The following is a 22,005-nucleotide window of genomic DNA, read 5'->3' as shown; positions in this document are numbered from 1 at the left end:
TCACATGAACGCACCCCTCAACATCGCCATGCCCGCCGAGGCAGCCGCAGCGCCGAAAAGCTACCGGCTGCTGATCGGCGGCAGGTTCGTCGACGCCCAGGACGGCCGCACACTGGAGCGTAGCAGCCCCGGCCACGGCTTCACCGTCTCGCGCTATGCACACGCCGGCGCGGCGGACGTAGAGGCTGCGGTTCAGGCCGCGCACAAGGCCTTCGAGACCGGCCCGTGGCCGCGCATGAAGGCCGCCGAACGCGCCACGATCTTGCTCAAGGCTGCTGACCTGATCGAGGCGCGGCTGGACGAGATTGCCCGGCTCGACGCGCTGGAATCCGGCAAGCCGATTGCGCAGGCGCGCGACGAGATCGGCGGCGCCGTCGACATCTGGCGCTATGCCGCGGCACTTGCGCGGACGCTTCACGGCGAAAGCTACGCCAATCTCGGCGATGCCATGCTCGGCGTCGTGTTGCGCGAACCGATCGGCGTCGTCTCCATCATCACGCCGTGGAATTTCCCGTTCCTTATCGTCAGCCAGAAACTACCCTTCGCGCTCGCCGCCGGCTGCACGGCGATGGTCAAGCCGAGCGAGATGACCTCGGCCTCGACCTTTGTGCTCGGCGAGATCCTGATGCAGGCCGGCTTGCCGGACGGCGTCGTCAACATCCTTGCCGGGTTGGGCGCCGATGTCGGCGCACCGATGGTCAGCCATCCGCTGGTCGAGATGGTGTCGTTCACCGGCTCCACCCGCGTCGGCAAGATGACCATGGCGTCTGCCGCCAACTCGCTGAAGAAAGTCGCGATGGAGCTCGGCGGCAAGAACGGCCAGATCGTCTTTTCCGATGCCGACCTCGAGGCCGCCGCCGACGCGGCGGTGTTCGGCGGCTTCTTCAATGCCGGCGAATGCTGCAATGCCGGCAGCCGGCTGATCGTCCATGAGGCGATCGCCGACGAGTTCCTCGGCGCCGTCAAAGCCCTCACCGCCAAGGTGGTTGTCGGCGACCCGCTCGACGACCGCACCAAGGTCGGCGCGATGATCTCCGCCGACCATATGGCCAAGGTCACCGGCTACGTGACGGCAGCGGAAAACGGCGGCGGCCGGATCTGTAGCGGCGGCAATCAGCTTGCTTCGAGCGCCGGCCAGTATCTTGATCCGACCATCGTTCGCGACGTCACCGAAGACATGGCCATTGCACGCGAGGAAGTGTTCGGTCCGGTGCTCTCGGTGCTGACTTTTGAATCGATTGAAAGGGCGTTGCACATCGCCAACAACACGCCCTATGGTCTATCGGCGGGCGTGTGGAGCGCCAGCATCGATACCTGCATGTCGGTGGCGCGGAATGTGCGTTCGGGAACCGTTTGGGTGAACACGTTCATGGAGGGTTACCCCGAACTGCCTTTCGGCGGCTACAAGCAGTCCGGTCTCGGACGCGAACTCGGCAAGTGCGCCGTCGAGGACTATACCGAGGAAAAGACAATCCAGTTTCATCGCGGCCAGCGCACCGGATGGTGGGTCGGCTGAGTTGGGAAGAACCCGGTGGGCATCCGCCGGTCGTGTGAGTTCAACAAGGGAGGAAGTACATGTTGCGCAAACTGCTTATCGGGACGGCTCTCGCATCGGGCGTTGCGTTCGCGGCCCATGCCGAGGACGTCAAGGAAGTCCAGATGCTGCATTGGTGGACGTCGGGCGGCGAAGCTGCCGCTCTGAACGTGCTCAAGCAGGATCTGGCCAAGGAAGGCTTTGCCTGGAAGGACGTGCCGGTGGCCGGCGGCGGCGGCGACGCCGCCATGACCGCGCTGAAGGCGATGGTGGCAGCGGGCAACTACCCGACCGCCTCGCAGATGCTTGGCTATACCGTGCTCGATTACGCCGCAGCCGGCGTTATGGGCGACCTGACCGAGACGGCGATAAAGGAAGGCTGGGACAAGTCCGTTCCCGCGGCCCTGCAGAAATTCTCCGTCTATGACGGCAAGTGGGTCGCGGCTCCGGTCAACGTCCACTCGGTCAACTGGCTATGGATCAACAAGGCGGTGATGGACAAGATCGGCGGCACCGAGCCCAAGACCTTCGACGACTTCATTGCGTTGCTGGACAAAGCCAAGGCGGCGGGCGTCATCCCGCTCGCGCTGGGCGGCCAGAACTGGCAGGAAGCGACAATGTTCGACTCAGTCGTGCTGTCGACCGGCGGGCCTGAGTTCTACAAGAAGGCCTTCAACGACCTCGACGAGGAGTCGCTGAAGTCCGACACGATGAAGAAGTCGTTCGACAATCTCGCCAAGCTCGTCACCTATGTCGACCCGAACTTCTCGGGCCGGGACTGGAACCTCGCCACCGCCATGGTCATCAAGGGCGATGCGCTGGTGCAGGTGATGGGTGACTGGGCCAAGGGCGAATTCAACGCCGCCAAGAAGGTCCCGGGCACCGACTTCCTGTGCTACCGCTTCCCGGGCACCGACGGCAGCGTCGTCTACAACTCCGACATGTTCGGCATGTTCAACGTTCCGGAGGACCGCAAGGCCGCCCAGATCGCCCTGGCCACCGCCACGCTGTCGAAGAGCTTCCAGTCGGCCTTCAACGTCGTCAAGGGCTCTGTTCCGGCCCGCACCGACGTGCCGGACACCGATTTCGACGCTTGCGGCAAGAAGGGCATGGCCGACCTGAAGGCCGCCAATGAAGGCGGCACGCTGTTCGGTTCGCTGGCGCAGGGCTATGGCGCGCCTCCCGCGGTTGCCAACGCCTACAAGGATGTCGTCTCGAAATTCGTGCACGGCCAGATCAAGACCTCGGACGAGGCCGTGACCCAACTGGTCAGCGCGATCGAAGACGCCAAGTAAGGCACCCGCCCATGTGAATGATCTCCCCGGCGCAAGCCGGGGAGATCCCCTGCGGCGAGGTTTTGCGGTTGCGCCGACCGGCACGCTTTCGTGCCGCAGAGCCCGAGACAGCAGAATTCCGGACCCGCCATACGGAATGGACAGATGAGCACAGTTGCTGAAACCAGTATCACGCTGACGCCGGAGCACGATGCCCGTCCGGGCGCCACGGTGCGCTCGCGCCTTCAGGACGCGCTGCCGAAGCTCGTGCTGGCGCCGAGCTTCGCCGCCACTATCGTCTTCGTCTACGGCTTCATCCTGTGGACGATCTATCTGTCCTTCACCAATTCCAAGACCTTTCCCTCCTATGCGATCACCGGGCCACGCGCCTATCAGCGGCTATGGCGCTGGACTTTCGAAAGCGATCCGCCGTCCTCCTGGTACACGTCGATCACCAATATGGGGATTTTCGGCTTCCTCTATATTTCCATCTGCCTGGCGCTCGGCCTGTTCCTGGCGATCCTGCTCGACCAGAAGATCCGCGGCGAAGGTGTGCTGCGGCCGATCTACCTCTACCCGATGGCACTGTCGTTCATCGTCACCGGCGTTGCCTGGAAATGGTTTCTGGACCCCGGCCTCGGCCTCGAGCAGACGCTGCACCAATGGGGCTGGACGAGCTTCCATTTCGACTGGATCAAGAACAAGGATTTCGTCATCTACACAGTGGTCATCGCCGGCGTCTGGCAGGCGTCGGGCTTCATCATGGCGATGTTCCTGGCCGGCCTGCGCGGCATCGACGGCGAGATCCTGAAGGCGGCGCAGATCGACGGCGCCACCACCTTCCAGCTCTACCGTCGCATCGTCATCCCGCTGCTGCGGCCGATCTTCCTGTCCGCCTTGATCGTCCTCGCGCATCTCGCCATCAAATCCTACGATCTGGTGGTCGCGCTGACCAGCGGCGGGCCGGGCGGTTCGGCCTGGCTGCCGTCCAACTTCATGTATGAGTACACCTTCAAGCGCAACGAGATGGCCGTCGGCTCCGCCAGCGCCGTGATCATGCTGATGACCATCACCGCGATCATCGTTCCCTATCTCTATTCCGAGCTTCGGGAGAAGCCGCGATGAGCGCCGTGGCCACTCCTGCTCGCCAGAGCACTGGCGGTATCAGCGCCAGGACGGTCAACCGTATCGTCATCTACGGGCTGCTGGCGCTATTCGCGCTGTTCTATCTGATGCCGCTGTTCGTCATGCTGGTGACCTCGTTCAAGACCATGGACGAAATCCAGAACGGCAACATGCTGGCGCTGCCGCAGGAGCCGACCTTCGCACCTTGGATAAGGGCGTGGAGCGAGGTTTGCTCGGGTCTCACCTGCGTCGGCATGAAGGGTTATTTCTGGAACTCGATCAAGATGGTGGTTCCGGCGGTCATCATCTCGACCCTGCTCGGCGCGCTCAACGGCTATGTGCTGACGAAGTGGCGCTTTCGCGGGGCGACGCTGGTGTTCGGGCTGATGCTGTTTGCCTGCTTCATTCCGTTCCAGTCCGTCCTCTTGCCGATGGCAACGATCCTCGGCAGCCTCGGCCGGTTCGGCGTCAAGCTGCAGAACGCGACCGGCCTCACCTTCGGCTTCGGCAATCCGACCGTGAACCTGGTGTTCGTTCACGTCGTCTACGGCATCGGCTTCACCACCCTGTTCTTCCGCAATTATTACGAAGCGTTTCCGAACGAGCTGGTGAAGGCGGCGCAGATCGACGGCGCCAGCTTCTTCCAGATCTTCCGGCGCATCATGCTGCCCAACTCGCTGCCGATCATCGTGGTGACGGTGATCTACCAGTTCACCAACATCTGGAACGACTTCCTCTTCGCTTCCGCCTATGCCGGCTCAGGCGACGTGATGCCGATGACGGTGGCGCTGAACAATGTCGTCAACACCTCGACCGGCGTCGTCGAATACAACGTCAACATGGCGGCGGCGATGATCGCCGCGCTGCCGACGCTCCTCGTCTACGTGCTCGCCGGCCGCTATTTCGTGCGCGGCCTGATGGCCGGCGCCGTCAAAGGATAATCGCATGGCTTTTCTGGAAATTGACGGGCTGAAGAAGCGTTTCGGAGCGGTCGAGATCCTGAAAGGCATCGACCTCGACCTGGAAAAGGGCGGCTTCCTCGTGCTGGTCGGGCCTTCCGGTTGCGGCAAGTCCACGCTGCTCAACACTATTGCCGGCCTGGAAACCATCACCGAAGGGGAAATCCGCGTCGACGGACGCACGATCAACGATCTCCACCCCTCCAAGCGCGACATCGCCATGGTCTTCCAGAGCTACGCGCTCTATCCGAACATGACGGTTGCCGGCAATATCGCCTTCGGCATGGAGATGCGCGGCGTGCCGGCCGGCGAGCGCCAGAAGGCGATCGACAAGGTGGCGAAGGTCCTGCAGATCGGCCATTTGCTGAAGCGCAAGCCAAGCCAGCTCTCCGGCGGCCAGCGCCAGCGCGTCGCCATGGGCCGGGCGCTGGTGCGCGATCCAAAGCTGTTCCTGTTCGACGAGCCTTTGTCCAATCTCGATGCCAAGCTGCGTGTCGACATGCGCATCGAGATCAAGCGCCTGCACGCCACCACCGGCACCACCATCGTCTACGTCACCCACGACCAGATCGAGGCGATGACGCTGGCCACCAAGATCGCGGTGATGCGCGACGGCGAGGTGCAGCAGTTCGGCACGCCAGCCGAAATCTATAACAATCCGGTCAACCTGTTTGTTGCCGACTTCATGGGCTCGCCGGCGATGAACCTGATCCCGGCGACGATCGGCAGCAACGGCAGCGGCTTCTCCGTCGTCATGGAGCGCGAGGCGCGCCAGCCGATCTCGCTGCCGCTGGGCAATGCGCCGGCCGGCCTGTCGGCATTCCAGGGAAAACCGATCATCTTCGGCGTTCGCCCGGAAGCACTGACCGATCCCGAGGGTGCCGAACGCAATGCCTCGAACATCGCCCGCGCCGACTGTCACATCGAGGTCATCGAGCCGGCCGGCTCGGATACGTTCGCGGTCACCAATCTCGGCGGCAAGGCGGTGGTGGCGCGGCTGCGCGCCGATGCCAAAATCCAGCCCGGCACGGTCACGCCGCTCGCCTTCAACCTGACCAAGGCGGTGTTCTTCGATCCGGCGACCGAGAAACGCATCGTCTGACCGCCATGACAAATCCCGACATCGTCATCATCGGCTCCGGCATAGGCGGCGCCACGATCGCCTCCGGCCTTGCCGGCGGTGGCGCCTCGATCCTGATGCTGGAGCGCGGCGATCCACTGCCAGCAACGTCGCACACACGCGACACCCGCGCGATCTTCGTCGACGGCCATTATCGGCCGAAGGAGATGTGGCTCGAGGCCGGCGGAGCGCCTTTCAACCCGGGCAATTACTACTATGTCGGCGGCAATTCGAAATTCTACGGCGCGGTGCTGATCCGCTACCGTAGGCAAGACTTTTCGGAGATGGAGCATTATGGCGGCGTCTCGCCGGCCTGGCCGTTTTCCTACGAGGAATTCGAGCCCTGGTATTCCAGGGCCGAGCAGCTTTTCCGCGTGCGCGGTGCGCTGGGTGAAGACCCGACCGAGCCGTTCCACTCGATGCCCTACCCTTTCGGGCCGGTACCCGACGAGCCGCCGATCGCGCGCGCCCGCGCCGAGCTCAGGAGCCTCGGCCTGCACCCGGCATCGCTGCCGCTCGGCGTCGACATCGAAGCCTGGCTGAAAGACGGCAGCACGCCGTGGGACGCGTTTCCCAACACCGGGACCGGCAAGGTCGACGCCCAAACGGGACCGCTGGCCGCCGCCCTTGCCGACCAGAAGATCAAGCTCGAGACCGGCGCCCATGTCGAATATCTCGAGGCATCGCCGGATGCGAGGACGATCATCGCCGTCCATTATCGACAGAACGGTACGCTGAAGAAAGTCGCGCCGAAGCTGGTCATCCTATCGGCCGGCGCAGTCAATTCCGCCGCCATCCTGCTGCGCTCGCCCACCCCTCAGGGCAGAGGCGGTGGCAAAGGCCTGGCCAACCGCTCCGACCAGGTCGGCCGCAACTTCATGAATCACAATTCGAGCGCCATGCTGGCGATCGATCCACGCCGCCGGAACAAATCCGTCTACCAGAAGACGCTGATGCTGAACGATTATTATCTGTCCGACGGCAAGGGCGGCAAGCCGCTCGGCAATGTCCAGCTCCTCGGCAAGATCGACGGCAACATCCTCAAGGCCAATGTCAGGCGCGCGCCCAAATTCGCGCTCGATTTCATGGCCGGCCACGCCGTCGACTGGTATCTGATGTGCGAGGACCTGCCCTATCCCAAGAGCCGCATCATGGTCGACGGCAAGGACATCGTCATGCAGTGGCGGCGCTCCAACATGCAGTCGCTCGACGGACTGACCAAGGTGATGCGCGAGAATTTCCGCGCCTGCGGCTATCCGATCGTCCTGTCGCGGCCGTTTGACAAGCGCACGCCCTCCCACCAATGCGGCACGGTGAAGATGGGCAACGATCCGGCGACCTCGCCGCTCGACCCGTTCTGCCGCTCCTTCGACCACAGCAATTTGTTCGTCGTCGATGCCGGCTTCCTGCCGAATTCGGCCGCCGTCAATCCGGCGCTGTCGATCGCCGCACAGGCGCTGCGCGTCGCCGACCACATCCGCAAGACGGAGCTTGCAACATGAGCCGCCCGGCAGCGATCGTCACCGGCGGCGCGCGCGGGATCGGCCTTGCTTGCGCCGAGGCGCTGGCCGACGCAGGCTTCGACATCCTCCTCTCAGACCTTGCCGACGAAGCCGCCGACGGGCTCGCCGCCGACATCACCGGGCGCGGCGCGAAATTCGCCTATGCCAGCAGCGACATCGCCGACCTCGACGGCCACGCAGCGCTGATTGATGCCGCGACAAGCGCCTTCGGCCGCATCGACTGCCTGGTCAACAATGCCGGCATCGGCGCCGTCCTGCGCGGCGATCTGCTCGAGATCAAGCCCGAAAATTTCGACCGGGTGCTCGGCATTAATCTGCGCGGCACCGTATTCCTCAGCCAGGCCGTCGCCAAAGCAATGCTCGGCCTGCCAAGCGATGGTGCGAGATCGATCATCACCATCACTTCGGTCAGCGCCGCCATGGCCTCGCCGGAACGGGCCGATTACTGCATTTCCAAGGCCGGGCTTTCGATGTGGGTGAAGAACCTGGCGCTGCGGCTTGCCACCGAAAACATCGCCGTGTTCGAGGTGCGGCCGGGCATCATCCGCACCGACATGACCGCGGGTGTCACCGCCAAATATGACGCGCTGATCGACGGCGGGCTGGTGCCGGCGATGCGCTGGGGCGAGGGCGAAGATATCGGTGCCGCCGTGGCGGCGCTCGCCGGCGGCACGTTCGGCTTTTCGACCGGCTCGGTCATCAATGTCGACGGCGCGCTGTCGGTGCCGAGGCTATGAACAGGGTGACGCCATGACCGACTACATCATCGTCGGCGCCGGCCCGGCCGGCTGCGTACTCGCCAACCGGCTGAGCGAAGATCCGTCGCATCAGGTGCTGCTGCTCGAAGCCGGCGGCAAGGACTGGCATCCGCTGATCCACATGCCGGCCGGTTTCGCCAAGATGACCAAGGGCATCGCCGCCTGGGGCTGGTCGACGGTGCCGCAAAAGCACATGCAGGACCGTGTCTTCCGATACACGCAGGCCAAGGTGATCGGTGGCGGCTCTTCGATCAACGCCCAGATCTACACGCGCGGCAACGCCCGCGACTACGACGCCTGGGAGAAGGAAGAAGGCCTTGCCGGCTGGGGCTATCGCGACGTGCTGCCCTATTTCAAGCGCGCGGAGAACAACCAGCGTTATGCCAACGATTTCCACGGCGACCAAGGCCCGCTCGGCGTGTCGAACCCGATCGCGCCGCTGCCGATCTGCGAGGCCTATTTCCGTGCCGGACAGGAGATGGGCATCCCCTTCAATCCCGACTTCAACGGGGTAGCCCAGGAGGGCGTCGGTTACTATCAGCTGACGCAGAAGGACGCGAAGCGCTCCTCCGCCTCTGTCGCCTATCTCCGGCCGATCCGCGAGCGAAAGAATCTCACCGTCAGGACCGGCGTTCTGGTGACACGCATCGTCGTCGACAAGGGCCGCGCCGTCGGCGTCGAGATCGTCGACAGGCCGAGCGGCCAGCCAACGATCCTGCGCGCCGAGCGCGAGGTGATCGTCTCGTCCGGCGCTATCGGCTCGCCGAAGCTTCTGATGCAGTCGGGCATCGGCCCGGCCGACCATCTGAAGGTGGTCGGCGTGACACCGGTGCACGATCTGCCCGGCGTCGGCTCCAACCTGCAGGATCATCTCGACCTGTTCGTCATCGCCGAATGCACCGGCGATCACACCTACGACAACTACGCCAAGCTGCACTGGACGGCTTGGGCCGGCCTGCAGTATCTGCTCCTGAAGAAAGGCCCGGTAGCCTCCAGCCTGTTCGAGACCGGCGGCTTCTGGTACGCCGATCCGACCGCCGCCTCTCCCGACATCCAGCTGCATCTCGGCCTCGGCTCCGGCATCGAGGCCGGCGTCGAGAAGCTGAACAATCCGGGCGTGACATTGAACTCGGCCTTCCTGCGCCCGCGCTCGCGCGGCACCGTGCGGCTGAACAGTGCCGACCCAGCCGACCGCCCGCTGATTGATCCGAACTATTGGTCCGATCCCTATGACCGCGACATGTCGATCAAGGGGCTGAGGCTGGCGCGCGAGATCATGCGGCAGAAGGCGCTGCAGCCCTATGTGCTGCGCGAGGTATTGCCGGGACCCGACCTGCAGAGCGGCGACGAGCTGTTCGACTACGCCTGCCGCAGTTCCAAGACCGACCACCACCCGGTCGGCACCTGCCGCATGGGCTACGATGCAATGAGCGTGGTGACGCCCGATCTCAAGCTGCGCGGTATCGAGGGCCTGCGCGTCTGCGACGCCTCGGTGATGCCGCGCATCCCCTCCTCCAACACCAACGCCCCGACGATCATGGTTGGTGAAAAGGGCGCCGATCTGATCCTTGGTCGCGAGCCGCTGCCGCCGGCGGTGTTTTCCACCAACCGAGCGGCATGAGGGACAAAGAATGATCAGGCACTGTGTCTTCGTCAGATTTCGCAACGATGTCGCCGACGCCGAGCGCGCGGCAATCCATGCCGATCTCGAAGCGTTGCGGGCGGTGATCGACGGCATGGGCAAGGTCGAATTCAGCGCCAATACCAGCCCGGAACCCTTCGCCCGCGGCTTCACGCACGGCTTCACCATCGACTTTCGCGACGCTGCGGCACGCGATGCCTATCTGGAGCATGAAGCGCATCAGCGAGCCGGCGCAAAACTGGTCGCGGCGCTCGAAGGCGGCACCGACGGGCTGATGGTGTTTGATCTGGAGATCGCGTGACTATCCCATTCTCAGCGCAACGACGCCGGCAACGATGCTAAGCACCGCGGCACCTCGCCATGCCGTCATCTTCTCGCCCAGCGCGAACACCGAGATCATCATGGCGAACAGGATCGATGTTTCGCGCAGCGACGCCACCGAGGCGATCGGCGCCTTGGTCATCGCCCACATCACGATCCAGTAGGCGCCGCCGCTGAGCACGCCGGTATAGATTCCGGCCTTCCAGTCGCGCGCCAGCACCGGCAGCGCCTGTGGGCCGCGAAAGACGACGCATAGCACCAGCGCCCACAGCGCATCGCAGACGAACAGCCAGGCGGCATAACTCGACGCGGTGGCGGCCAGCCGCGCGCCGCTGCCGTCCGACAGCGTGTAGCTGGCGATGAAGATCGATGTGCCCAGCGCGAAGCCGACGGCGCGCAGGTTCAATTTCTCCAGATGCGCGCCGCCGCGAAACGACAGCACCAGCGTGCCCGCGCACAACAAGAGGATGCCGAGAATGGCGAGCGGCGTCGGCATCTCGGCAACCACCACAACGCCCCCCAAAGCGGCCAGCAATGGCGCGGTGCCGCGCGCCAGCGGATAGGTCTGGGCGAAATCGCCGGCCTTGTAGGCGCCGATCAGGAACGTCCTGTAGCCCATGTGGAAGACAACCGAGGCGAGGATGTATGGCCACACTTCCGGCTTCGGCACCTCGACGAAAGGCAACGTCACCAGCGCAGCGGCACCCATGCCGAGCGTCATCAGTGTGATCGACAGGAAACGGTCGAGATGGACCTTGACCAGCGCGTTCCAGATCGCATGCATGGAAGCGGCGGCGAGCACCGCGAAAAAGACAAACAGGCTCATCGGCGGTTCATCCGCCGCCCGTCCCGATTACGATCGGCGTCTCCAGGTCGATATCGACCCAGAGCGGAAAATGGTCGGAAGCGATTTGGCCGATATCGGCGCTGACCGAGCGCACGCGCCCGGCAAACATGCCGCCGACGAAGCAATGGTCGAGCCGGCGCTTTGCCAGCCTGCCATCGATAGTCTTCACATGGGTGTGGAAATCCGCTGTCGGTTCCATTGCGACGGCGGCGGCATCGACAAAACCGTCGAGATAGGCGGCACCGCGATGATAGGGCGCGCTGCCGACAATGCGCCGGTACTCGGCGCTATCCGGCTCCATGTTGAAGTCGCCCAACCAGATCGCCGCTACGGGGTTTTCTGGCTCCTGTTCGCCATTGCTCCAGTTGCGCGCCGGCTCGTCGTCGGCGCCGCTCCATGGGCCGCCCTCGGACGGCGCGCGGCGATGCTCGGCGAGCAAATAGTCGATCTGCTCCAGCCGCTCCTCGGCCGCGATATGCGCCAGATGCAACGACAGCACCCGCACCGGACCGGCAGGGGTGCGGATCATGCATTCGAGTGCGGCATTGCGGGTGTTGAGCGGCCGCAGCGTGCGCCTGAGCGGCAGCGTATGCAGCCGCGACCAGACGATCGGAAGCTTCGACAGAACCATGGTGCCGAATTGCCGCCGCCGGTTGACGATGCGGCCTTCACGCCGGTGGCTGGCATCCATGTCGAAGGCCGGCCCGTAGACCCAATGATAGTCGGGCAGCAGTTGCGAAAGAAGTTCCCGCTGGTCGTCCTCGTTGCTGCGCAACCAGTGCCGTTCCACCTCCTGCAAGGCGACGATATCGGCGCCGGCCACGACCTTGGCACAACGCGCCAGGTCGTAGCGGCCATCGCTGCCGAAGCCGTACTGGATGTTATAGCTGACCAGCCTCATTGCTTATCCGGCTCAGTTTCCTGCTGGCAGTAGCCGTTCGCTGACAGCCTTGCAATGTGCAGCCGGGCGGAGGGAGCTTGGGCCAGATGCTAAGTGGTCAGCGGCTGGAACCGACCGGGCGGGGATGCTGCCAGTTCCGACCAGTCGATTTCTTCCTCAAGGCGGTGGTAGGCTTCGTCGCCGATCGTTCCGTCGATGCGCAAACGCTCCAGCGCATCGCGCTGGCTCTTGATGGCGTAAAGACGCAATCTGTCATACTCGGTCGCAGCCTGGGCATCCTCCGGGTTTTCGGCGATGGCGCGCTGGGCGGCATATTGCTCTCGCACCGCCCCGGCCGCGCTGGATGTCTTGCCGCTGAGCACGTCCAGCGCCGCCTGCATGATGGCGACGCGCGCCTGCGCCACCTCCCGGTCGACCGTCCGGTCGAGGTCGAGATTGAGCAGAAGCAGCAACGGTTTCAGGCTGACGCCTTGCAGCACCAATGTGCCGAGCACGACCGTGAAAGCGGCGAGCACGATCGGATCACGGCCCGGAAAGTCGGCCGGCAAGGCAAAGGCTGCCGCAAGCGTCACCAGGCCGCGCATGCCGCACCAGCCGATAAGCACGCCGCCGCGAAATGTCGGCGCGTCCTTCCGCCTGTCCTCGTCGCCCAGACGTGCCAGCGCTCTGAGGATCGCGCCGCAGCCCAGAACCCAGACGAGCCGCGATACGATGACGACGGCCAGCACAGCCAGGGCAAAGACGAACGCCTCGCTTTGTCCTTGCTCGGCAAGTCGGCCGACGATGGACCGCGCTTGCAGGCCCATCAGAACGAAGGCCAGCACGTTGAGCACGAACACCGCCGTCTCCCAGACCGAGTAGGAGCTCACACGATTCCTTGCCGGCATGCGGCGCGGCGATGTACGTGCGATCGTCATGGCATAGACGACGATCGTGATGATGGCGGAAAGCCCTATCCTGTCGGCCAGGATCCAGACGCCGAAGGTTGAGGCGAATTGCACCACGGTGCCGCTCGCCGGGTCGTCGATGCGGCCGAGTATGGCGAGAGACAACCGGCCGAGCACGTAGCCTGCGGCAAGGCTGCCGACCGTCGACAGCAGGATCATTGGAACGGCACTGCTCAACAGGATGGAGCCGGCGGCTGCGGAAACCGACATCCTGTAGATCAGCAGCGCCGTGGCGTCGTTGAGAAGGCTCTCGCCTTCCAGGATGGCGGTGATGCGGTGCGGCACCTTGAACTGTCCGAGCACGGCCGCCGCCGCCACAGCATCGGGCGGCGCTACGATCGCGCCGAGCGCTATGGCCGCGGCAATGGGCAGGCCTGCCATCGTCCAGCCGACCAGCGCGACCGTCACGGTGGTGAAGATGACGGCGCCAAGCGCCAGCAGGATGAGCGAAACCTTGTAGCGGTTGAGATCGCGCAGCGACGTGTCATAGGCCGCGTCGAGCAGAACCGGCGCGATGAACAGAGCGAGCGCCAGCTCTGGGTCGATCTCGATGGTCGGGGCAAACGGCAGGAAGGCGATGCCGGCGCCGGCCAGCGCCAGCAATGACGGATAGGGAATCTGCAGACGCCGCGACAGCGCGGTCAGGGCGACCGCGATGAGAAGCAGGACAAGGGTGAGTTCAAAAAGCGCCATGCCTTATCGTAGCGGTGAAGCCGGGCGATTGGCACTGCAAAAACGGCGACGGCTTTGGTTGCTCGTGAATGGTGAATGGTGAATGGTGAATGGTTGCTTGCAGAGGAATTTCGGCGCGTAAAGCGCATTCTTACTATTCACTATTCACTATTCACCATTCACTCTTCTCCTAATGCAGCACCAGCATGTCGCCCGACGAGAACGAAATCTCGGCCTTTTCGCCGACGGCCGGCGGCGGTGTGGCCGGGCTGTTGAACGTGTCGAGCGAAACCGTGCTGCCGCCGATACCGACGCGCACCCGGATGACCGAGCCGAGGAAATGCACCTCGGCGATTTCGCCCGAAAGGCTGGAATCGCGGCCGGGGTGTCGGCCGAGCGAGATCGCCTCGGGCCGCAACGCCAGCGACAGCGTGTCGCCGGATTTCGAGCCGTTGAGCTTGCCCTTGAGCGAGACCTCTTGCGAGTTGACGCGCACCTTGCCCGAAGCGGCGTCGGTGACCGTGCCTTCGAGCACGTTCAGCGTGCCGACGAAATTGGCGACGAATTTGGTTGCCGGCCGGTTGTAGATCTCGAACGGCGTGCCGACCTGCTCGGCCTTGCCGCCATACATGACGGCGATACGGTCGGAGATCGACAGCGCCTCTTCCTGGTCGTGGGTGACGAAGATGGTGGTGATGCCGAGCTTCTTCTGGATCGAGCGGATTTCCTCGCGCAGTGACACGCGCACCTTGGCGTCGAGCGCCGACAGCGGCTCGTCGAGCAGCAGCAGTTTCGGCTTCGGCGCAATCGCCCGCGCCAGCGCGATGCGCTGCTGCTGACCGCCGGAGAGCTGATAGGGATAGCGGTCGCCCATCTGCGGCAGCTTGATGATGTCGAGCATCTCGGCAACGCGCCTGTCGGCATCGGCCTTCGGCACGCCGGCGACCTTCAGCCCGAAGCCGATATTCTGCGCCACGGTGAGGTTCGGAAACAGCGCATAGGCCTGGAACACCATGCCGACATTGCGCTGGTTGGGCTTGAGCCGGGTGATGTCCTTGCCGGCCACGACGATCTTGCCGGCGGATGGCTCTTCGAAACCGGCGACCATGCGCAGCACCGTCGTCTTGCCGCAGCCCGACGGGCCAAGGAAGGAGACGAATTCGCCCGGCTCGACGTCGAGGTTGAAATCCTGCACCACGGTGATGGGGCCGAAGGATTTCCGCACATGCTGGATTGAGAGGAAGGGCTCGGTCATGGCTTTTTCCTTCGGGTCAGTTCGGACGGTTCGCCGATCGCGGCGCGAAACGCGACAGGATCTGGATCAGCGACATGCAGCCCCAGGTGATGGCGAAGGCGATGATGGCAAGCGCCGCCGGCTCGTAGGCGCGGTTGGCGCCGACGTTCTGCAGATAGGGTCCGAAAGCAGGCCGGTTGAGCAGGCTGGCCATGGTGAATTCACCAATGACGATGGCGAAGGTCAGGAAGGCGCCCGACAGCACCGCGATCAGCACGTTGGGCAGGATGACCCGAGTGATGATCGTGCCCCAGCCGGCGCCGAGGATCTGCGCCGCCTCAGTCAGTGTCCGCACGTCGATTGTGCGAAGCCCGGTGTCGACGGCGCGATACATATAGGGCAGCGCCAGTGTCGCATAACCGATGACCAGCAAGGCATTGGCTCCCGTCTCGCTGGCCAGGAACGGCAGCGGTGAGTTCGACCCGTACATTCTGATGTAGCCGAAGACGATAACGATGGCCGGAATGACCAGCGGCAGCAGCGTGATGAACTCGACGACGGGCCTGAGCTGCGGCAGCCGCAGACGAATCCAGTACGCCGCCGGCACCACCACCAGCACGCCAAGGACGATGGTGAAGATAGCGGCGACCACCGAATAGATGAAGGTCGCCTGGAAGCGGGGATCGCCGAGCACGACCTGATAGGCATCGAAGGAATACGCGCCGCGCCGCATGCGCATGGAGAATTCCACGGTCGCGATCAGCGGAATGAAGAAATAGGCCGCGCCCAGCGCGAAGACGATCCAGGCCCAGAATCTGCCGGACTTCATTTGAGCCACCTCTCAGAGCGCGTCCGGAACCAGATGTAGAAGACATTGGCCAGCCCGGTGATGACGATCATGCCGAAGGCGATGGCGTAGCCGAGATGGGCATTGTGCAGCACGTCACCGCGGATCTGCGCGTAGAGCAGGATAGGGACGATGTTAAGCGAGGAGCCGGTCAGAGCGTAAGCGGTGGCGATGGCACCGAAGGCGTTGGCGAACAGGAGGATGACGGTGCCGAGGAAACTTGGCCAGATCACCGGAATGACGACCATGCGCCAGAACTGCGCCTGGGTCGCGCCAAGCGTTGCCGCCGCTTCGCCCCATTCCTTCTTCAGCCCATCGATCGCCGGCACGATGATCACCACCATCAGCGGGATCTGGAAATAGACATAGGTCAGCGTCAGGCCCCAGAACGACAGGATGTTGAAACCATGGGCATAAATGTTGAAGCCGACCAAGACGTTGAGCAGCACCGTGGCGAGCCCGAGCCGGCCGAGCGTCGCGAGAAAGGCGAAGGCCAGCGGCACGCCGGCAAAATTGGAGGCCACGCCGGAAAAGGTCAGTGTCGCCGAGCGTATCCACTCCGGCAGCCCGCCGCGGACGATGGCGATGGCAATGGCAAGCCCCGCGAAAGCACCGATCAGCGACGAGGCGAGGCTGACCTTGATTGAGATCCAGTAGGCGGCAACGATCGACGGCTGCGCCAAGGCCGCTATGTTTTCGAAAGTGAATTCGCCGGCATCGTTCCGGAATGCGCCAAGCATCAGATAGAGCGTGGGCAGGATCAGGAACATGATGGCGAAGATGAAGAAAGGCGCAACGCCAAGCCATTGCGTCGGCAGCCTCATGCTGCGGGCGTCGGCAGGAGGCGCGGTCTTCCCGGCAACAGCGTGATCGGACAACGAGATATCGGTCATGCGCCGGCTACCGTCCTGGAGGTATGCCGGGCGGCGATCTAAGCCGCCCGGCTGATCTCAAGTCTTACTTGACGTTGGCGCCGACGACGGCATCCCAGTTCTTGGTGATGGCTTCCTTGGCCTTGCCCTGCTCGTCGAGCGTCGGGAACACCGCGGCTGCATAGGACTCGGCCGGCGGCAGCTTGGCCATCACATCAGCCGGGAGCTTGCCATTCTTGGCGAGGTCGTTGAAGCGGATCGGGTGACAATAGCCCTTCAGCCAGCCGATCTGGCCTTCGTCGGAATAGAGATATTCCAGCCATAGCTTGGCAGCATTCGGGTGCGGCGCGTAGGCACTAATCGCCTGAACATAGACGCCGGCGACGACACCGGTCTTCGGCACGACGACGTCGACCGGCGGATTGCCCTTCAGCGTATCACGGCCGGCAAGCGCGTTATAATCCCAGGTCACCAGGATTGGCGTCTGGCCTTGGGCAAGCGTCGCGGGCTTGCCGATGACCGGCACGAAATTGCCGGCGGCGTTGAGCTTCTTGAAGAAGTCGAGACCAGCCGTGCCGGCGGCTTCGCCGGCAGCCGCACCGCCGGAAAGGCCGGCGGCATAGACGGCCTGGATGGCCTGGTTCGAAGCGCGCGGGTCACCGGCGAGCGCCACGGTATTGGCGAATTCCGGCTTCAGCAGGTCGGCCCAGTCGGCCGGCGCTTCCTTGACCAGGTCCTTGTTCACCAGGAACGAAAGCACGCCGTAATAGTCGCCGGTCCAGAAGCCATCGGCATCTTTGGCGCTGTCCGGGATCGAGTCCCAGGTTGATACTTTATAAGCCTGGATCAGGCCATCCTTCTTTGCGGTCGGACCGAAGCTCAGGCCGACGTCGATAACGTCGGGCGCCTGCGGGCCCTTGTTGTCCTTGTTGGCCTTGATCGCCTCGACCTCGTCGCCGGAGCCGGCATCCGGGTTGAGTTCGTTGATTGTGATTTCCGGATATTTCGCCTTGAAGCCGTCGATGACCGCGCCGTAGCCGCACCAGTCATGGGGCAGCGCGATGGTGGTGAGCTGGCCTTCAGCTTTGGCTGCGGCGACCAGTTCATCCATGGACTGGGCCGACGAGATGGCAGAGGTCGCCATCAGGGCGACGGCCGAAAGGGAAAGCAGTTTTCCCGTGAATTTGAACATGTGTTCTCTCCGTTGAACTGACGCCGTTGGACGCCTGCGATGCGGTATCGTTTTCGTGTGACAGCCAGATGAAAACTTTGTGAAAGCGATGCCCCGCAGTATGAAAAAGTAAACTCTTTTTAACCGGCTGTAGCAATCGCCTCGCGATTCTTTTTCCGGCTAACTAGTTTCGATCTTGCCTTTCATCTTTCCCCCTTTCCTTTGCCTCTTTCCCAAGTCGATTTCCGATGCGAAAATTGTCTCAGACGGTGCCGGCGATGGCGTTTTCGAGCAGCGTCAGCGCCGCCTTTTTGGTCAGCTTGACGGGGTTGCCGCCGGCGGTCGGGTCGACCACCGCCATGTCGGCGATCAGGCCCTTGCGCTTCTTGTCCATGTCGAGGCCCTTGATCAGGCCGGGCAGCGCGTGCGGCACCTTGAGCTCCTTGCGCAGCTTGACAACAGCCTTGGCAAAACCGTCGAAGCCGCCCTTGATGCCGCAATAGGCGGCGAGCCGGGCTATGCGCGGCTCGATCGCCTCTCGGTTGAAGGCCAGCACATAGGGCATGAACACGGCGTTGGTCATGCCATGGTGGGTGTCGTAGAGCGCGCCGATCGGATGCGACAGCGAATGAATCGCTCCAAGCCCTTTCTGGAAGGCGGCCGCTCCCATGGCAGCGGCGCTCATCATGTTGGCGCGGGCGACCAGATCCTTGCCGTTGGCATAGGCTTTCGGCAGGTTTTCGAAGACCAGCCTGATGCCTTCCACGGCGATGCCGTCGGCCATCGGGTGATAGCCCGGCGCGCAATAGGCTTCGAGGCAATGGGCAAGCGCATCCATGCCGGTGCCGGCTGTGATGAAGCCCGGCATGCCGACCGACAGCTCCGGATCGGCAATGACGATCGCCGGCAAAAGCTTTGGATGGAAGATGACCTTCTTGGTATGGGTCGCTTCATTGGTGATGACGCCGGCGCGGCCGACTTCCGAGCCGGTGCCGGCCGTGGTCGGCACGGCGATGATCGGCGCGATCGCATCGGCATCGGCGCGTGTCCACCAGTCGCCGACGTCCTCGAAATCCCAGACCGGCCGTGTCTGCCCGGCCTGGAAGGCGATGAGCTTGCCGAGATCGAGCGCCGAGCCGCCGCCAAAGGCAATGACGCCGTCATGCTTGCCCTTCTTGAACACGGCAATGCCGGCGGTCAGGTTGGAATCCACCGGGTTCGGCTTGACCTCGGAAAATACGCCATACGGCACCTTGGCGTCGTCGAGGATCTTCAGCGTCGAGGCCACCACCGGCAGTCTGGCCAGTCCCGGATCGGTGACGAACAGCGGCCGCTTGATGCCGGTCGCCGCCAGCACCTCCGGCAGCTCCTTGATGCGTCCGGCGCCGAAGCGGACGGTCGTCGGGTAATTCCATTTGGAAACGAGTTTTGTCATTTCGACCTTCTTGACTGCTTTCGTGCTCTTGGATGTCATTAGTTCACAAAGGTGTTGGCCACACGTTCCGACCGCATCATGTACGGAACCCAGATGACTGCGGCCCATATCGAGCGCGAAATTCCGCCCACGGTGTCTGCGTCGTACGCATCGGCCAATTCTGGAACGACGGTGGGAAAAGCCAGATGCACAGCCCATGGATCGAGAACGGCATATACCGGCATCGCGAATGCCCAAATCATGTACCAGCCGGGGAATATCTGCCAGCGCTTGAACATGAAGAACAATATTAGGGCCGGGGCCGTAAGGTTTAGTATGCCGGATATCACCAATTCGGCAAGAATCAGCACACCTTGGGACAAACTGTAGGCCTGCCAGTTCTGTAACATGCCGAGATAGTCGGAATTGTGCAGTTGTACCAACCCCAGTATCGGCGTGAGCATCAACCCGAGCATCGGCAGGACAAGCCATCCGCCGATACTCTCGGGACCCTCACGATCTGGCAGCGCCGATTGTTGTGTATCCGCCATTACTCCCCCTCAACAGCGATCGCATGCTTGTCGATCGCCACCTTAGATCACCTCGCGCAGATGGTATGATTTCGGCCTGGTCAGATTGTCGTAGCCGATGGCCGACAGTGCCGCGCCCTTGCCGGTGTCCTTGACGCCGGTCCAGACCAGCGCCGGGTCGAGATAGTCGCAGCGGTTCATGAACACGGTGCCGGTCTCGACGCGATCGCCGATCGCCGCCGCATGGCCGGTGTCGCGCGTCCAGATCGAGGCCGTCAGCCCATAGGGGCTGTCGTTCATCAGCGCGATCGCTTCCTCGTCGTTGCGCACCTTCATGATGCCGACGATCGGGCCAAAGCTTTCCTCGCGCATGACGCTCATCTGGTGGTCGACCTGGGTCAGCACTTCCGGCGCCAGATAGGGGGAACCTTGCCTGTCGTTGGCCACCTTCATATTGATGTGTGCCCTGGCGCCCTTGCGCAACGCCTCGGCCTTCTGCTCGCGGATCAGGTCGGCGAAGCGCGCCTGCGCCATCGGCCCCATGGTGGTCGCCTGGTCGAGCGGATTGCCGACGACGTAATTCCTGGTCTCGGCAATGAAGCCCTCGACGAATTCATCGTAGACCTTCTCGTGGACATAGACGCGTTCGATGCCGCAGCAGCACTGGCCGGAATTGTAGAAGGCGCCGTCGACCAGATTGGCAACGGCATGGTCCATCTTTGCGTCCGGCAGCACATAGGCCGGATCCTTGCCGCCGAGTTCGAGGCCGAGCGTCATGAAGGTGCCCGCCGCCGCCTTTTCGATGGCGCGGCCGCCGGCGACCGAGCCGGTGAAGTTGACATGGTCGATCTTGCCGGAGCCGAGCAGCCTTTCAGTCTGCGCGTGGTTCAGGACGAGGTTCTGGAACAGGCCCTTGGGCAGGCCGGCCTTATCAAACGCCTGCTGAAACCGTTCGCCGACCAACAATGTCTGTGCCGCATGCTTGAGGATGACGGCGCTGCCCGCCATCAGCGCCGGGACGATGGTGTTGACGGCGGTGAGATAGGGATAGTTCCACGGCGCGATCACCATGACCACGCCGAGTGGCACCTTCTTCACATAGCGGCGAAAGCCGTCCTTCGGATTGGAGGCCATGACCGGCTTCAGGGCCGCCTCGGCGATCTCGACCATGTAGCTGACGCGTTCCCTGACGCCGCCGAACTCGCCGCCATAGCGCACCGGCCGGCCCATCTGCCAGGCGATCTCCGGCACGATCTCGTCGGTCATGGCGACCAGCGCTTCCAGCATGGCAAGCATGTATTTGCCGCGCTCGACGACCGGCGTCTCAGCCCACTTCTCCTGCGCCGCCTTGGCACGTTCGACCGCGGCACCGATCGCCTGGTCGGTGGCAAGAGGCCGTTCGGCATAGATCGAACCGTCGACGGGGGATTTTATCTTCACGGTTTCCAAGGAGGTCTCCAAATCAACAAGGCACTGTTTTGACGAAGCCGGCCGCGCCATAGGCAAGGATTGCGCGATCGCGGGTGATGATCTCGAGGTCTTTCGAGCGCGCCGTGGCTATGATGATCCGATCCGTTGGATCGTTGTGAACGACGCCGGGCAGGAACGAAGACTCGACCAAAAGCTCACTGTCGATCCCCTCGACGCTCGCTGCCCCGGTCTGCACGAACCGTTCGAACCATGCGAGCGGTGACTTGATGAATGGCAACCGGCCCTTGGCTACAAGCATGCCGATTTCCCAGGCGGACATCACGGAAACGGCGATCACGCTGCCATTTTTGCGTGCGCTGGTCACCTTCTCGACCGCAGCCCTCGTGACCGGCTGCTCCGTTGACAGCCACAGCATGAAGCATGTGTCGAGCAGAACCCCCTCACTCGTCATAGACATTGCCCCAATCCGGATCGGCGGGCGCGGTATAGTCGACGTCCGGAAGCAGGGTGAGCGTCCCGGCCATGCATCCAAACAACGGATCGGCACCCCGAGGCGGCACGATGTACTCTTCCTTGTTGCCGTTCATGTCGTCCACGAAATCCACTTGCCCCTCCTTGAAACCAGACCGGCGATCAGGCTCCGGTGGCTTCGCCGCATCATTGGAACTTCCCAGGTGCACCAATATCTCGCTTTCCTGCCGGTCGAGAATTTCAGCAATCTTGCGTATCTCGTCGACCTGCATACGCCGCTCACCGTTCAGTGTCCGCGACAAGGCGCTGTAGTGTATGTTCATGCGGCCGGCCATGCTGCGTACCGTGAGCTTGCGCTCGTTCATTCGACTCATGAACCACGCCTTGTCGACATGGGCTCTACCTTTGGGCA

At 63.3% G+C, this 22,005-nt stretch carries 21 protein-coding genes; 9 read left to right on the top strand and 12 right to left on the bottom strand.

Annotated features, from left to right (window positions below):
• Positions 1 to 4 precede the first annotated feature (4 nt).
• From NKI16_RS06500 to NKI16_RS06460, 9 genes are all read left to right on the top strand, one after another.
• Positions 5 to 1,516: an aldehyde dehydrogenase family protein gene (locus tag NKI16_RS06500; protein ID WP_352620356.1), complete on the top strand. Its 1,512-nt coding sequence runs from the start codon at positions 5 to 7 to the stop codon at positions 1,514 to 1,516.
• 59 nt (positions 1,517 to 1,575) lie between these two features.
• Positions 1,576 to 2,829, top strand: coding sequence for an ABC transporter substrate-binding protein (locus NKI16_RS06495; protein WP_031194023.1), 1,254 nt, complete (start codon positions 1,576 to 1,578; stop codon positions 2,827 to 2,829).
• 144 nt (positions 2,830 to 2,973) lie between these two features.
• Positions 2,974 to 3,933 (top strand): carbohydrate ABC transporter permease, encoded by a 960-nt coding sequence (locus tag NKI16_RS06490; RefSeq protein ID WP_023675368.1) that lies wholly within the window; start codon positions 2,974 to 2,976, stop codon positions 3,931 to 3,933.
• Positions 3,930 to 4,874 carry a carbohydrate ABC transporter permease gene (locus NKI16_RS06485; RefSeq protein WP_023675367.1) on the top strand — a complete coding sequence of 315 codons (945 nt, stop codon included), beginning with the start codon at positions 3,930 to 3,932 and terminating at the stop codon, positions 4,872 to 4,874. Before NKI16_RS06490 ends, NKI16_RS06485 begins: the two co-directional genes overlap by 4 nt.
• Positions 4,875 to 4,878: 4 nt before the next feature.
• On the top strand, positions 4,879 to 5,994 hold the full coding sequence (locus NKI16_RS06480; RefSeq protein WP_023675366.1) for an ABC transporter ATP-binding protein: 1,116 nt from the start codon (positions 4,879 to 4,881) through the stop codon (positions 5,992 to 5,994).
• Positions 5,995 to 5,999: 5 nt separating this feature from the next.
• Complete coding sequence (locus NKI16_RS06475) at positions 6,000 to 7,514, top strand: GMC oxidoreductase (protein WP_352922348.1); 1,515 nt, start codon at positions 6,000 to 6,002, stop codon at positions 7,512 to 7,514.
• A complete protein-coding gene (locus tag NKI16_RS06470) occupies positions 7,511 to 8,272 on the top strand; it encodes a 3-ketoacyl-ACP reductase (RefSeq protein ID WP_352620352.1) in 762 nt (253 codons plus the stop codon). The genes NKI16_RS06475 and NKI16_RS06470 overlap by 4 nt, the downstream gene beginning before the upstream one ends.
• Before the next feature lie 13 nt (positions 8,273 to 8,285).
• Entirely contained in the window at positions 8,286 to 9,914 is a 1,629-nt protein-coding gene (locus NKI16_RS06465) for a GMC family oxidoreductase (protein ID WP_352620350.1), read from the top strand.
• A gap of 10 nt (positions 9,915 to 9,924) precedes the next feature.
• Positions 9,925 to 10,236 (top strand): Dabb family protein, encoded by a 312-nt coding sequence (locus tag NKI16_RS06460; protein ID WP_352448247.1) that lies wholly within the window; start codon positions 9,925 to 9,927, stop codon positions 10,234 to 10,236.
• On the opposite strand, the gene NKI16_RS06455 is transcribed toward NKI16_RS06460, so the two are convergent.
• From NKI16_RS06455 to NKI16_RS06400, 12 genes are all read right to left on the bottom strand, one after another.
• Positions 10,237 to 11,082, bottom strand: a complete 846-nt coding sequence (locus NKI16_RS06455; protein ID WP_352620348.1) for an EamA family transporter — start codon at positions 11,080 to 11,082, stop codon at positions 10,237 to 10,239.
• A 7-nt stretch (positions 11,083 to 11,089) separates the two neighbouring features.
• On the bottom strand, positions 11,090 to 12,004 hold the full coding sequence (locus tag NKI16_RS06450) for an endonuclease/exonuclease/phosphatase family protein (protein WP_352620346.1): 915 nt from the start codon (positions 12,002 to 12,004) through the stop codon (positions 11,090 to 11,092).
• Between the two features lie 89 nt (positions 12,005 to 12,093).
• The gene (locus NKI16_RS06445; protein ID WP_352620344.1) at positions 12,094 to 13,644 is read right to left on the bottom strand and encodes a cation:proton antiporter; all 1,551 of its coding nucleotides are present in this window, start codon (positions 13,642 to 13,644) and stop codon (positions 12,094 to 12,096) included.
• 169 nt (positions 13,645 to 13,813) lie between these two features.
• Entirely contained in the window at positions 13,814 to 14,878 is a 1,065-nt protein-coding gene (locus NKI16_RS06440) for an ABC transporter ATP-binding protein (protein ID WP_352620342.1), read from the bottom strand.
• Positions 14,879 to 14,894: 16 nt separating this feature from the next.
• A complete protein-coding gene (locus NKI16_RS06435; RefSeq protein WP_023675357.1) occupies positions 14,895 to 15,686 on the bottom strand; it encodes an ABC transporter permease in 792 nt (263 codons plus the stop codon).
• Positions 15,683 to 16,597, bottom strand: a complete 915-nt coding sequence (locus NKI16_RS06430) for an ABC transporter permease (RefSeq protein ID WP_023675356.1) — start codon at positions 16,595 to 16,597, stop codon at positions 15,683 to 15,685. Before NKI16_RS06430 ends, NKI16_RS06435 begins: the two co-directional genes overlap by 4 nt.
• 64 nt (positions 16,598 to 16,661) lie before the next feature.
• On the bottom strand, positions 16,662 to 17,768 hold the full coding sequence (locus tag NKI16_RS06425; protein ID WP_352620340.1) for an ABC transporter substrate-binding protein: 1,107 nt from the start codon (positions 17,766 to 17,768) through the stop codon (positions 16,662 to 16,664).
• A gap of 241 nt (positions 17,769 to 18,009) precedes the next feature.
• Positions 18,010 to 19,182, bottom strand: coding sequence for an iron-containing alcohol dehydrogenase (locus NKI16_RS06420; RefSeq protein ID WP_352588187.1), 1,173 nt, complete (start codon positions 19,180 to 19,182; stop codon positions 18,010 to 18,012).
• Between the two features lie 38 nt (positions 19,183 to 19,220).
• Positions 19,221 to 19,712, bottom strand: a complete 492-nt coding sequence (locus NKI16_RS06415; RefSeq protein WP_352588190.1) for a DUF2569 domain-containing protein — start codon at positions 19,710 to 19,712, stop codon at positions 19,221 to 19,223.
• A 42-nt stretch (positions 19,713 to 19,754) separates the two neighbouring features.
• Positions 19,755 to 21,191 carry an aldehyde dehydrogenase family protein gene (locus NKI16_RS06410; RefSeq protein ID WP_352588193.1) on the bottom strand — a complete coding sequence of 479 codons (1,437 nt, stop codon included), beginning with the start codon at positions 21,189 to 21,191 and terminating at the stop codon, positions 19,755 to 19,757.
• Entirely contained in the window at positions 21,154 to 21,579 is a 426-nt protein-coding gene (locus NKI16_RS06405) for a type II toxin-antitoxin system VapC family toxin (protein ID WP_352588196.1), read from the bottom strand. The genes NKI16_RS06410 and NKI16_RS06405 overlap by 38 nt, the downstream gene beginning before the upstream one ends.
• Complete coding sequence (locus NKI16_RS06400; protein WP_352588199.1) at positions 21,563 to 21,958, bottom strand: helix-turn-helix domain-containing protein; 396 nt, start codon at positions 21,956 to 21,958, stop codon at positions 21,563 to 21,565. The genes NKI16_RS06405 and NKI16_RS06400 overlap by 17 nt, the downstream gene beginning before the upstream one ends.
• Positions 21,959 to 22,005 lie beyond the last annotated feature (47 nt).

Source organism: Mesorhizobium sp. M0698 (assembly GCF_040320455.1).
Lineage (GTDB): Bacteria > Pseudomonadota > Alphaproteobacteria > Rhizobiales > Rhizobiaceae > Mesorhizobium.
Note: the sequence above shows the minus strand (reverse complement) of the source record. Positions and strands in the feature narration are given on the sequence as shown.

Coding starts and splice junctions, on each gene's coding strand:
- NKI16_RS06405 (WP_352588196.1), bottom strand. CDS start 21,579: ATGTCTATGACGAGTGAGGGGGTTCTGCTCGACACATGCTTCATGCTG.
- NKI16_RS06465 (WP_352620350.1), top strand. CDS start 8,286: ATGACCGACTACATCATCGTCGGCGCCGGCCCGGCCGGCTGCGTACTC.
- NKI16_RS06425 (WP_352620340.1), bottom strand. CDS start 17,768: ATGTTCAAATTCACGGGAAAACTGCTTTCCCTTTCGGCCGTCGCCCTG.
- NKI16_RS06460 (WP_352448247.1), top strand. CDS start 9,925: ATGATCAGGCACTGTGTCTTCGTCAGATTTCGCAACGATGTCGCCGAC.
- NKI16_RS06430 (WP_023675356.1), bottom strand. CDS start 16,597: ATGACCGATATCTCGTTGTCCGATCACGCTGTTGCCGGGAAGACCGCG.
- NKI16_RS06490 (WP_023675368.1), top strand. CDS start 2,974: ATGAGCACAGTTGCTGAAACCAGTATCACGCTGACGCCGGAGCACGAT.
- NKI16_RS06400 (WP_352588199.1), bottom strand. CDS start 21,958: ATGAACGAGCGCAAGCTCACGGTACGCAGCATGGCCGGCCGCATGAAC.
- NKI16_RS06485 (WP_023675367.1), top strand. CDS start 3,930: ATGAGCGCCGTGGCCACTCCTGCTCGCCAGAGCACTGGCGGTATCAGC.
- NKI16_RS06450 (WP_352620346.1), bottom strand. CDS start 12,004: ATGAGGCTGGTCAGCTATAACATCCAGTACGGCTTCGGCAGCGATGGC.
- NKI16_RS06500 (WP_352620356.1), top strand. CDS start 5: ATGAACGCACCCCTCAACATCGCCATGCCCGCCGAGGCAGCCGCAGCG.
- NKI16_RS06445 (WP_352620344.1), bottom strand. CDS start 13,644: ATGGCGCTTTTTGAACTCACCCTTGTCCTGCTTCTCATCGCGGTCGCC.
- NKI16_RS06480 (WP_023675366.1), top strand. CDS start 4,879: ATGGCTTTTCTGGAAATTGACGGGCTGAAGAAGCGTTTCGGAGCGGTC.
- NKI16_RS06415 (WP_352588190.1), bottom strand. CDS start 19,712: ATGGCGGATACACAACAATCGGCGCTGCCAGATCGTGAGGGTCCCGAG.
- NKI16_RS06410 (WP_352588193.1), bottom strand. CDS start 21,191: ATGGCGCGGCCGGCTTCGTCAAAACAGTGCCTTGTTGATTTGGAGACC.
- NKI16_RS06455 (WP_352620348.1), bottom strand. CDS start 11,082: ATGAGCCTGTTTGTCTTTTTCGCGGTGCTCGCCGCCGCTTCCATGCAT.
- NKI16_RS06435 (WP_023675357.1), bottom strand. CDS start 15,686: ATGAAGTCCGGCAGATTCTGGGCCTGGATCGTCTTCGCGCTGGGCGCG.
- NKI16_RS06440 (WP_352620342.1), bottom strand. CDS start 14,878: ATGACCGAGCCCTTCCTCTCAATCCAGCATGTGCGGAAATCCTTCGGC.
- NKI16_RS06495 (WP_031194023.1), top strand. CDS start 1,576: ATGTTGCGCAAACTGCTTATCGGGACGGCTCTCGCATCGGGCGTTGCG.
- NKI16_RS06475 (WP_352922348.1), top strand. CDS start 6,000: ATGACAAATCCCGACATCGTCATCATCGGCTCCGGCATAGGCGGCGCC.
- NKI16_RS06420 (WP_352588187.1), bottom strand. CDS start 19,182: ATGACAAAACTCGTTTCCAAATGGAATTACCCGACGACCGTCCGCTTC.
- NKI16_RS06470 (WP_352620352.1), top strand. CDS start 7,511: ATGAGCCGCCCGGCAGCGATCGTCACCGGCGGCGCGCGCGGGATCGGC.